The sequence below is a fragment of the Streptomyces virginiae genome (assembly GCF_041432505.1).
Classification (GTDB): Bacteria; Actinomycetota; Actinomycetes; order Streptomycetales; family Streptomycetaceae; genus Streptomyces; species Streptomyces virginiae_A.
In genome coordinates this window covers 6,264,402-6,275,000 of the sequence record NZ_CP107871.1, presented here as the reverse complement: position 1 = coordinate 6,275,000, position 10,599 = coordinate 6,264,402, and the positions used below count along the sequence as shown (strand labels likewise).

The following is a 10,599-nucleotide window of genomic DNA, read 5'->3' as shown; positions in this document are numbered from 1 at the left end:
GACTCTATCAGACTCTTTCGTGTCCGACTTCCTCGGTGCTTTCCAGGTATTCGCTTTCGCGCTTTCCCTTTCCAGCGATTCCAACCTTACCAGAACATTTCCGCGCCCTGCTTCTCGAAAGTCGCAGTCGGATGGGATTTGAATTGGTGGCCGTTGGAGGGGCCTTTCCCTTTCGGGCGGATCAGACTTTATCAGGTCTCCCTGGGTCTTGATTCCCACCCGCTCGCGCGACCCGTCCGGACACACGTGTGTGCCGGGGTGTCGTGCGAGGTGGAGACGTAAACGTACTGGAGCGGGGCCCCCGGATGCAAATCCGGTTGCCCCGCTCCCGTTCGGTCGCTACGTGGAGGGTCAGACCTCGACGACGACCGGCAGGATCATCGGGCGGCGGCGGTAGCCGTCCGAGACCCACTTGCCCATCGTGCGACGGATGAGCTGCTGGATCTGGTGCGGCTCGGCGACGCCGTCGGCCGCAGCGCGGGCGATGGCTTCCTCGATCTTCGGGATGACCGAGGAGAACGCCGAGTCGTCGATGCCGGAGCCGCGGGCCTGGATGTTCGGGCCGCTGACGATCTTGCCCGTGCTGCTGTCCACCACGACGTAGACCGAGATGATGCCCTCGTCACCGAGGATCTTGCGGTCCTTGAGGTGGACCTCCGTGACGTCGCCGACCGAGAGGCCGTCCACGTACACGTAGCCGGCCTGGACCTTGCCGGAGATGCGGGCCTTGCCGTCGATCAGGTCGACGACCACGCCGTCCTCGGCGATGACGATGCGGTCCTTCGGGACGCCCGTCATGGCACCGAGCTCGGCGTTGGCACGCAGGTGGCGCCACTCGCCGTGGACCGGCATCAGGTTCCGCGGCTTGCAGATGTTGTAGAAGTACAGCAGCTCGCCGGCCGAGGCGTGGCCCGAGACGTGCACCTTGGCGTTGCCCTTGTGCACGACGTTGGCGCCCCAGCGGGTCAGGCCGTTGATCACGCGGTAGACCGCGTTCTCGTTGCCCGGGATCAGGGACGACGCCAGGATGACGGTGTCACCGGGGACGATCCGGATCTGGTGGTCGCGGTTGGCCATACGGGACAGGGCCGCCATCGGCTCGCCCTGCGAACCCGTACACACCAGCACGACCTCGTCGTCCGGCAGGTCGTCGAGGGTCTTGACGTCGACGACCAGACCGGCCGGGACCTTCAGGTAGCCGAGGTCACGGGCGATGCCCATGTTGCGGACCATCGAACGGCCGACGAAGGCGACCCGGCGGTCGAATTCGTGGGCGGCGTCGAGGATCTGCTGGATGCGGTGCACGTGGCTGGCGAACGACGCCACGATGATCCGCTTCTGGGCACTCGCGAAGACTCCGCGAATGGCGTTGGAGATGTCGCGCTCGGGCGGGACGAAGCCCGGGACCTCGGCGTTCGTGGAGTCGGAGAGGAGAAGGTCGATGCCCTCTTCGCTCAGACGCGCGAACGCGTGCAGGTCGGTGAGGCGGTTGTCCAGCGGGAGCTGGTCCATCTTGAAGTCGCCGGTGGCAACGACCATGCCGGCGCCGGTACGGATGGCCACGGCCAGGGCGTCCGGGATGGAGTGGTTGACCGCGATGAACTCGCAGTCGAACGGGCCGAGGGCCTCGCGCTCGCCCTCCTTCACCTCAAGGGTGTAGGGGCGGATGCGGTGCTCCTGGAGCTTCGCCTCGATGAGGGCCAGCGTCAGCTTGGAGCCGATCAGCGGGATGTCCGCCTTCTCCCGGAGGAGGTAGGGGACGGCGCCGATGTGGTCCTCGTGGCCGTGCGTGAGGACGATGCCGTCGATGTCGTCGAGGCGGTCCCGGATGGACGAGAAGTCCGGCAGGATCAGGTCGATGCCCGGCTGCTCCTCCTCGGGGAAGAGGACGCCGCAGTCGACGATCAGCAGACGGCCGTCGTACTCGAAGACGGTCATGTTGCGGCCGATCTCGCCGAGACCACCCAGGGGGGTGACTCTGAGGCCGCCCTTGGGCAGCTTCGGCGGCGGACCGAGTTCCGGATGCGGATGGCTCAAAAGTGTCTCCTCACCACGCACGCCACGTACCCCGGAAGGCACGTGGCGCGCATGTCATTCGTGCACTTGCTGTTGTCTGTTCGGTATGTGTTTGTTCGTTCTTATTCAGTTGTGAAGTCTGTTGTCAGAGCTCTACCCCGCCGGCAGCAAGATCGATCTTGAGCTGGGCCGTCTCTTCGGCGGTCAGCTCGATCAGCGGGAGCCGCAGCGGGCCCGCGGGCAGACCCTGCAGGTTGAGCGCGCCCTTGGTGGTCATCACACCCTGGGTACGGAACATGCCGGTGAAGATCGGGAGCAGCTTCTGGTGGATCTCGGTCGCCTTCTGGACGTCTCCGCCCAGGTGGGCCTCCAGCATGGCGCGCAGCTCGGGGGTGACCACGTGGCTGACGACGGAGACGAATCCGGCCGCGCCGATCGACAGGAGCGGCAGGTTCAGCATGTCGTCGCCCGAATACCAGGCCAGACCGCTCTGCGCGATGGCCCAGCTTGCCCGACCGAGGTCGCCCTTGGCGTCCTTGTTGGCAACGATACGGGGGTGCTCGGCCAGTCGTACCAGGGTTTCGGTGTCGATCGGGACACCACTGCGGCCGGGAATGTCGTAGAGCATGACCGGCAGCTCGGTCGCGTCGGCGATCGCCGTGAAGTGCCGGAAGAGGCCTTCCTGCGGAGGCTTGCTGTAGTACGGGGTGACGGCGAGCAGGCCGTGGGCACCGGTGCGCTCGGCCTGGCGGGCCAGCTCGAGCGTGTGGCGGGTGTCGTTGGTACCGATGCCGGCGACCACGTGGGCGCGGTCTCCGACGGCTTCGAGCACGGCTCGTACGAGGTCGTTTTTCTCCGCGTCGGTGGTGGTCGGCGACTCACCGGTGGTGCCGTTGATGATCAGGCCGTCGTTGCCTGCGTCCACCAGGTGGACGGCGAGCCGCTGCGCGCCGTCGAGGTCGAGTACGCCATCCGCCGTGAACGGCGTGATCATGGCGGTGAGGACCCGCCCGAAGGGGGTCTGCGGAGTCGAGATCGGAGCCATGGGTAACACGCTACTCGCTGCCATGCTCGCGGTGTCCCCTCGGGGGACGTCAACGGGGTGTTGGACGCCGGCACTGCCTGCTCGGGGGTTCAAGCAGTGCCGGGTCCGTTTGATCAGCCTAGATGAACTTTACGAAACGTCGCAATACGGACACTTAGGACTTGACGCCGTACATCTGTACGCCGCAGGTGTATCGGCCCTTATGGGGCAACGCGACCGTTGCCGTTGTAGGCCGCGTACGTCAGCGGCATGAGCTTCGCCCAGTGCTGCTCCATCTTCTCGCCGACCATCTCGATCTCCCGCTGCGGGAAGGACGGGACCGCCGCGAGCTCGTGCTGCGTCCGCAGACCGAGGAAGTGCATCAGCGAGCGCGCGTTGCAGGTGGCGTACATCGACGAGAAAAGACCGACCGGCAGGACCGAACGGGCAACCTCCCGGGCCACGCCCGCGGCGAGCATCTCGCGGTAGGCCTCGTAGGCCTGCACGTAGGAGTCCTCCATGACGCGGGCGGTGAGCTCCTGCTGCGCCTGGGTGCCCTCGACGAAGACGTACTTGCCCGGGCGGCCCTCCTGGACCAGCTTGCGCTCGGCGTCCGGGACGTAGAAGACCGGCTCGAGCTCCCTGTAGCGACCCGACTCCTCGTTGTACGACCAGCCCACACGGTGGCGCATGAACTCACGGAAGACGAAGATCGGGGCGCTGATGAAGAAAGTCATCGAGTTGTGCTCGAACGGGCTGCCGTGGCGGTCGCGCATCAGATAGTTGATGAGGCCCTTGGATCGCTCCGGGTCCTTCTGCAGCTCCTCCAGCGACTGCTCGCCGGCCGTGGAGACGCGAGCGGCCCACAGCACGTCGGAGTCGGCGGCGGAGTGCTTCACCAGCTCCACCGTCACGTCACTGCGGAAGCTGGGTTTCAGATCTGAAGCGGCGGTTTCGCTCACCGGGGGTCCTTCCAAACGTGCGTCCTGGGGCGCGCCCACTCTACGGCGCCCCTCGCGCGGGCCGCGCAGACGCACGCTCCGGGCGGGGTGCTCACGGGACCGGTGAAGGGTGTCGTACACCTGACGCACCGCCGTGAATTTTTCCTAATGTCCCGAAATCCGGCACCAATTGACGGGCCCGTACGTCCTACCTGACGGAACGCACACCCACCCACCCGAGGAGATTCGTTCTGATGTTCCTCCGGCGCGAACCCGTCCCGTTCGCCTTCGTCTCCGAGGCCGACCGATTCCGAAGCAATGTCACTCCGCCGCCGCGGGAGCGCCTGGGGAGGACCCAGTTGGTCGCCCGTACCCTGGTCGGACTGACCGTGGTTGCGGGGCTCGCCGGCTCACTGCTCCTCGGTATGCCCGCACTGCAGCCGAGCAAGGCGCCGGAGAAGTCGCAGCAGTCGGAGGCGTCCCAGGGGCGGTAGCCTCACGGGCACAGCCCAACCGAACGTGCATGTGAGTGAGGTCCAGCCGTGCCCCTGCCCTTCCTGACGGCCGACGGCGTATCCGATGTGGATGACGACGGCGACGGCGACGAGATCCTGGCCCATGCCGACCAGGACCGCTGGCGGCGGCCCTACCGGCCCGGCCCCTGGCGCGTGGGTATCGGCGCGTTGCTGCTCCTGCTGTCGGCCTTCATGCTGCTGGCCACGATGATCGTCGCCTTCGCGGGCGGCTCGGGCGGGACCGTGATCTGCCTGATCGCCGCGCTCGCGGTCGTCGGGTCGGCGGTGCAGACCCTGCGCATCGGCGTCTGGGTGAGCCCCGCCGGGCTGCGCCGGGTGGGGTTCTTCGTGACCCGCACCACCGCGTGGAGCGAGATCGGAGAGCTGCGTACGGTGCAGCAGCCGGTCCGCTGGCTCGGGCTGCCGAGGACGGTGCAGGGGCAGGCGCTGACGATGTCCGCGCAGGGCGGCGCGGAGGCGCCGGTGCTGCTGACCGACCACAACGCCGACTTCCTGTCGCGGACCGAGGCCTTCGACCGGGCCGCCGACACAGTGGGCGCCTGGGCCGACGAGTACCGGCCCGTGGCCGCCTGACCGGCCCGAACCGCCACCGGAAGCCCGTACAGGGATCAGACCTGTACGGGCTTCTTGTCGTGCAGGGCGATCGCCCGCTGCATCGCCTTGCGCGCCCGCGGGGTGTCCCGGGCGTCGTGGTAGGCGACGGCGAGGCGGAACCAGCTGCGCCAGTCCCCCGGCGCGTCCTCGGTATCGGCCTTGCGGCGCGCGAAGACCTCGTCGGCGGAATCCCGCAGGATCCGCCCGTACCTGTCCCGCTCCAGCTCGTCGACGGGCAGGCCGCCCTCGGCCTCCAGCTCGGTGGCGAGAAGGTTGGCCCGCGTGACGAACCGGGTGTTCTGCCAGAGGAACCAGACACCGATGACCGGCAGGATCAGCACGGCCACCCCGAAGGTGACCGTGAGCAGGGTCCCGTGCTCGATGAGCATCAGGCCCCGGCTGCCGACCAGGACGAAGTAGACCACCAGGACGGCGGCCGTGATGAAGTACGTGATCTTCGCGCGCATCGTGAAATCAGTCCGGTCAGCCCAGGTCGAGGAAGTGTTCCAGGCCGAAAGTGAGGCCCGGGGTCTGCGTCACGCGGCGCACACCGAGCAGGATGCCCGGCATGAAGCTGCTGTGGTGCAGGGAATCGTGACGGATGGTCAGGGTCTCGCCCTCGCCACCGAGCAGCACCTCCTGGTGGGCCAGCAGGCCGCGCAGGCGGATGGCGTGCACCGGAACGCCGTCGACGTCCGCGCCGCGCGCGCCGTCGAGGGCGGTGGCGGTGGCGTCCGGCTGGGCGCCGAGGCCGGCCTCGGCGCGGGCGGCCGCGATGAGCTGCGCCGTACGGGTCGCCGTGCCCGAGGGGGCGTCGACCTTGTTGGGGTGGTGCAGCTCGACGACCTCGACGGACTCGAAGTACCGGGCGGCCTGGGCGGCGAACTTCATGGTGAGGACGGCGCCGATGGAGAAGTTCGGGGCGATGAGCACACCGGTCTCCGGTGCGCCGTCGAGCCAGGTGCCCAGCTGCGCGAGGCGATCCTCGGTCCAGCCGGTGGTACCGACCACTCCGTGGATGTTGTGGCGGATGAGGAAGTCGAGGTTCCCCATCACCGATGCCGGGGTGGTCAGCTCGACCGCGACCTGGGCGCCGGCCTCGGCCAGCGTCTCCAGCTTGTCGCCGCGGCCGAGCGCCGCCACCAGTTCCATGTCCTCGGCGGCCTCGACCGCCTTGACGGCCTCGGCGCCGATCCGGCCCTGGGCTCCGAGGACCGCCACGCGCAGCTTGCTCATATCGCTTCCTTACTTGCCGTACGGAACTAGGCGACCGCTTCGTCGAGACGGGCGGCCTGCTTCTCCTTCAGCGGGCCGATCACCGCGAGCGAGGGCCGCTGTGCCAGTACATCCTGTGCGACCGAGCGGACGTCGTCCGGGGTCACGGCGGCGATCCGGGCCAGCATGTCGTCGACCGACATCTGGTCGCCCCAGCACAGCTCGCTCTTGCCGATCCGGTTCATGATCGCGCCGGTGTCCTCCAGGCCGAGGACGGTGGACCCGGAGAGCTGGCCGATGGCCCGCTTGATCTCGTCGTCGGCCAGTCCCTCGGTCGCGACCTTGTCGAGCTCGTCGCGGCAGATCCGGAGCACGTCGTGCACCTGGTTGGGGCGGCAGCCCGCGTACACGCCGAAGAGACCGGTGTCGGCGAAGCCCGAGGTGTACGAGTACACGCTGTAGGCCAGGCCGCGCTTCTCGCGGACCTCCTGGAAGAGGCGCGAGGACATGCCGCCGCCGAGGGCGGTGTTCAGTACGCCCAGCGCCCAGCGCCGCTCGTCGGTACGGGCGAGGCCCGGCATGCCGAGGACCACGTGGGCCTGCTCGGTCTTGCGGTTCACCAGGGCGACGCGGCCGGCGGTGCGGATGCGCTTGGTGCCGGTGCGCGGGCCGATCGGCTCGGCGTCGGTACGGGTCAGCGCGCCGGCCTTCTCGAAGGCGGCGCGGACCTGGCGCACGACCTTGTTGTGGTCGACGTTGCCGGCCGCGGCCACGACCAGGTGCGTCGGGTCGTAGTGCTTCTTGTAGAAGCGGCGGATCCGGTCGGCGCCGAGCGCGTTGATCGTGTCGACGGTACCGAGGACCGGGCGCCCCAGGGGGGTGTCCCCGTACATGGTCTGCGCGAACAGGTCGTGCACCACGTCGCCCGGGTCGTCCTCGGTCATCGCGATCTCTTCGAGGATGACCCCGCGCTCGGCGTCGACGTCCTCCTCGCGGATCAGCGAGCCGGTGAGCATGTCGCAGACCACGTCGATGGCCAGCGGCAGGTCGGTGTCGAGCACCCGGGCGTAGTAGCAGGTGTACTCCTTCGCCGTGAAGGCGTTCATCTCGCCACCGACCGCGTCGATCGCGGAGGAGATGTCGAGGGCACTGCGCTGGTGGGTGCCCTTGAAGAGGAGGTGCTCCAGGTAGTGCGTGGCGCCGTTCAGCGTGGGCGTCTCGTCACGGGAGCCGACGTGCGCCCAGATACCGAAGGTGGCGGAGCGGACGGAGGGCAGCGTCTCGGTGACGATGCGCAGTCCGCCGGGCAGGACCGTGCGCCGGACGGTGCCGATGCCGTTGCTGCCCTTGAGGAGGGTTTGGGTACGGGCGACGGCCCGCCCCTCCGAAGAGGGGCGGGCCGTCACACGGGAACTACGCGACATCACTTGTCGGAGTCGTCCTTGTCAGCGTCGTCACCGGCGGTCTCGCCGTCGATCACGGGGACCAGCGAGAGCTTGCCGCGCTGGTCGATCTCGGCGATCTCGACCTGGACCTTGGTACCGACCGCGAGCACGTCCTCGACGTTCTCCACGCGCTTGCCACCGGCGAGCTTGCGGATCTGCGAGATGTGCAGCAGGCCGTCCTTGCCGGGCATGAGGGAGACGAAGGCACCGAAGGTGGTGGTCTTGACGACCGTACCCAGGTAGCGCTCGCCGACCTCCGGCATGGTCGGGTTGGCGATCGAGTTGATCGTGGCACGGGCGGCCTCGGCGGCCGGGCCGTCGGAGGCACCGATGTAGATGGTGCCGTCGTCCTCGATCGTGATCTCGGCGCCGGTGTCCTCCTGGATCTGGTTGATCATCTTGCCCTTGGGCCCGATGACCTCACCGATCTTGTCCACCGGGATCTTGACGGTGATGATCCGGGGGGCGAACGGGGACATGGCGTCCGGCGTGTCGATCGCTTCCATCATCACGTCGAGGATGTGGAGGCGGGCGTCGCGGGCCTGCTTGAGGGCCGCGGCCAGGACGGAGGCCGGGATGCCGTCCAGCTTGGTGTCCAGCTGGAGGGCGGTGACGAACTCCTTGGTGCCGGCGACCTTGAAGTCCATGTCGCCGAAGGCGTCCTCCGCACCGAGGATGTCGGTGAGGGCGACGTAGTGCGTCTTGCCGTCGATCTCCTGGGAGATCAGCCCCATGGCGATACCGGCGACGGGGGCCTTGAGGGGCACACCGGCGTTCAGCAGCGACATGGTGGAGGCGCAGACCGAGCCCATGGACGTCGAGCCGTTGGAGCCGAGGGCCTCGGACACCTGACGGATCGCGTAGGGGAACTCCTCGCGGGTCGGGAGGACCGGCACGATCGCGCGCTCGGCGAGCGCGCCGTGGCCGATCTCGCGGCGCTTCGGCGAACCGACGCGGCCGGTCTCGCCGACGGAGTACGGCGGGAAGTTGTAGTTGTGCATGTAGCGCTTGCGGGTCACCGGGGAGAGGGTGTCCAGCTGCTGCTCCATGCGGAGCATGTTGAGGGTGGTGACGCCCAGGATCTGGGTCTCGCCACGCTCGAACAGCGCCGAGCCGTGCACGCGCGGGATGGCCTCGACCTCGGCGGCGAGGGTACGGATGTCCGTGATCCCGCGGCCGTCGATGCGGACCTTGTCCTTGATGACGCGCTCGCGGACCAGGGCCTTGGTCAGGCTGCGGTACGCGGCGGAGATCTCCTTCTCGCGGCCTTCGAAGGCCGGGAGGAGCTTCTCGGCGGCGATCTCCTTGACGCGGTCCAGCTCGGCCTCGCGGTCCTGCTTGCCCGCGATGGTCAGCGCCTGGGAGAGCTCGCCCTTGACGGCGGCCGCGAGGGCCTCGTACACGTCGTCCTGGTAGTCCAGGAAGACCGGGAACTCGCCCTCGGGCTTGGCGGCCTTGGCGGCCAGGTCCGACTGGGCCTTGCAGAGGACCTTGATGAAGGGCTTCGCGGCGTCCAGACCGGCGGCGACGACCTCCTCGGTCGGCGCCTCGGCGCCGCCCTTGACGAGGGCGATGGTCTTCTCGGTGGCCTCGGCCTCGACCATCATGATCGCGACGTCGCCGTCCTCCAGGACGCGACCCGCGACGACCATGTCGAAGACGGCGTCCTCGAGCTCGGTGTGCGTCGGGAACGCGACCCACTGGCCGCGGATCAGCGCGACGCGGACGCCGCCGATCGGGCCGGAGAAGGGCAGACCGGCCAGCTGGGTGGACGCGGACGCGGCGTTGATCGCGACGACGTCGTACAGGTGGTCGGGGTTGAGCGCCATGATCGTGGCGACGACCTGGATCTCGTTGCGCAGGCCCTTCTTGAAGGACGGGCGCAGCGGGCGGTCGATCAGGCGGCAGGTGAGGATCGCGTCCTCGGAGGGGCGGCCCTCACGGCGGAAGAAGGAGCCGGGGATCTTGCCGGCCGCGTACTGCCGCTCCTCGACGTCCACCGTCAGGGGGAAGAAGTCGAGCTGGTCCTTGGGCTTCTTCGACGCGGTGGTGGCGGACAGCACCATCGTGTCGTCGTCCAGGTAGGCAACGGCGGAGCCGGCGGCCTGGCGGGCCAGACGGCCCGTCTCGAAGCGGATGGTGCGGGTGCCGAAGGAACCGTTGTCAATGACGGCCTCGGCGTAGTGGGTCTCGTTCTCCACTAGCGTTTTCTCCATTTTCGTCGTCTCCGTCCGCCGCCCGTGTGGCGGTGGACGGTTGCGGAGAAGCGCTCCTGGCGTGCGGGCCGGTCTTCGATCGAAGCACCCGGTTCGTTGCCCTTGGGGGCATTCCGGGTGCCACTACCGAGGACCGGCGGCGTGGGAGGGCGCTTCTCCTCTTCAGTTGTGCACGTCTCGTCGTCGGACGTACACGTGCGTCCGTTCCAGACTACAAAGGGTCCGGTCCGTCCCGCACGTACAGCAAAGGGAGCGGCCCCCGGATGTGGGAACCGCTCCCTTCACGGCGTCTTACTTGGCGCCGGCCGCACCGCGGCGGATGCCGAGGCGCTCGACCAGCGCACGGAAGCGCTGGATGTCCTTCTTGGCCAGGTACTGCAGCAGGCGGCGACGCTGGCCGACCAGGATCAGCAGACCACGACGGGAGTGGTGGTCGTGCTTGTGCGTCCGGAGGTGCTCGGTGAGGTCCGAGATGCGGCGCGAGAGCATCGCGACCTGGACCTCGGGGGAGCCGGTGTCGCCCTCCTTGGCACCGAACTCGGTGATGATCTGCTTCTTCGTAGCGGCGTCGAGCGGCACGCGTACTCCTCGTGATAGGTCTTCGTTGCCACC

At 68.3% G+C, this 10,599-nt stretch carries 10 protein-coding genes; 2 read left to right on the top strand and 8 right to left on the bottom strand.

Annotated features, from left to right (window positions below; all coding sequences use genetic code 11):
- Positions 1 to 351: 351 nt before the first annotated feature.
- From OG624_RS29310 to thyX, 3 genes are all read right to left on the bottom strand, one after another.
- Positions 352 to 2,037, bottom strand: coding sequence for a ribonuclease J (locus OG624_RS29310; protein ID WP_033223048.1), 1,686 nt, complete (start codon positions 2,035 to 2,037; stop codon positions 352 to 354).
- 124 nt (positions 2,038 to 2,161) lie between these two features.
- Positions 2,162 to 3,061, bottom strand: coding sequence for a 4-hydroxy-tetrahydrodipicolinate synthase (dapA, locus tag OG624_RS29305; RefSeq protein WP_161290006.1), 900 nt, complete (start codon positions 3,059 to 3,061; stop codon positions 2,162 to 2,164).
- A gap of 200 nt (positions 3,062 to 3,261) precedes the next feature.
- Positions 3,262 to 4,002, bottom strand: a complete 741-nt coding sequence (thyX, locus tag OG624_RS29300) for an FAD-dependent thymidylate synthase (protein ID WP_030718752.1) — start codon at positions 4,000 to 4,002, stop codon at positions 3,262 to 3,264.
- A gap of 233 nt (positions 4,003 to 4,235) precedes the next feature.
- Here thyX and OG624_RS29295 point away from each other — a divergent pair, with 233 nt between their 5' ends.
- Both OG624_RS29295 and OG624_RS29290 read left to right on the top strand, forming a co-directional pair.
- Positions 4,236 to 4,475 carry a hypothetical protein gene (locus OG624_RS29295; protein ID WP_030718745.1) on the top strand — a complete coding sequence of 80 codons (240 nt, stop codon included), beginning with the start codon at positions 4,236 to 4,238 and terminating at the stop codon, positions 4,473 to 4,475.
- A 48-nt stretch (positions 4,476 to 4,523) separates the two neighbouring features.
- On the top strand, positions 4,524 to 5,090 hold the full coding sequence (locus OG624_RS29290; RefSeq protein WP_033223044.1) for a hypothetical protein: 567 nt from the start codon (positions 4,524 to 4,526) through the stop codon (positions 5,088 to 5,090).
- A 35-nt stretch (positions 5,091 to 5,125) separates the two neighbouring features.
- Here OG624_RS29290 and OG624_RS29285 read toward each other — a convergent pair whose 3' ends face one another.
- The 5 genes from OG624_RS29285 to rpsO all read right to left on the bottom strand — a co-directional run bounded on the left by OG624_RS29285 (position 5,126) and on the right by rpsO (position 10,566).
- Positions 5,126 to 5,578 carry a hypothetical protein gene (locus OG624_RS29285; RefSeq protein WP_371639976.1) on the bottom strand — a complete coding sequence of 151 codons (453 nt, stop codon included), beginning with the start codon at positions 5,576 to 5,578 and terminating at the stop codon, positions 5,126 to 5,128.
- 16 nt (positions 5,579 to 5,594) lie between these two features.
- A complete protein-coding gene (gene dapB / locus OG624_RS29280; protein ID WP_030718733.1) occupies positions 5,595 to 6,347 on the bottom strand; it encodes a 4-hydroxy-tetrahydrodipicolinate reductase in 753 nt (250 codons plus the stop codon).
- A gap of 26 nt (positions 6,348 to 6,373) precedes the next feature.
- Positions 6,374 to 7,753 carry a M16 family metallopeptidase gene (locus tag OG624_RS29275; RefSeq protein ID WP_033223041.1) on the bottom strand — a complete coding sequence of 460 codons (1,380 nt, stop codon included), beginning with the start codon at positions 7,751 to 7,753 and terminating at the stop codon, positions 6,374 to 6,376.
- Positions 7,750 to 9,972, bottom strand: coding sequence for a polyribonucleotide nucleotidyltransferase (locus OG624_RS29270; RefSeq protein ID WP_033223039.1), 2,223 nt, complete (start codon positions 9,970 to 9,972; stop codon positions 7,750 to 7,752). The genes OG624_RS29275 and OG624_RS29270 overlap by 4 nt, the downstream gene beginning before the upstream one ends.
- 306 nt (positions 9,973 to 10,278) lie before the next feature.
- Positions 10,279 to 10,566, bottom strand: a complete 288-nt coding sequence (gene rpsO / locus OG624_RS29265; RefSeq protein ID WP_033223037.1) for a 30S ribosomal protein S15 — start codon at positions 10,564 to 10,566, stop codon at positions 10,279 to 10,281.
- Between the last annotated feature and the right edge of the window lie 33 nt (positions 10,567 to 10,599).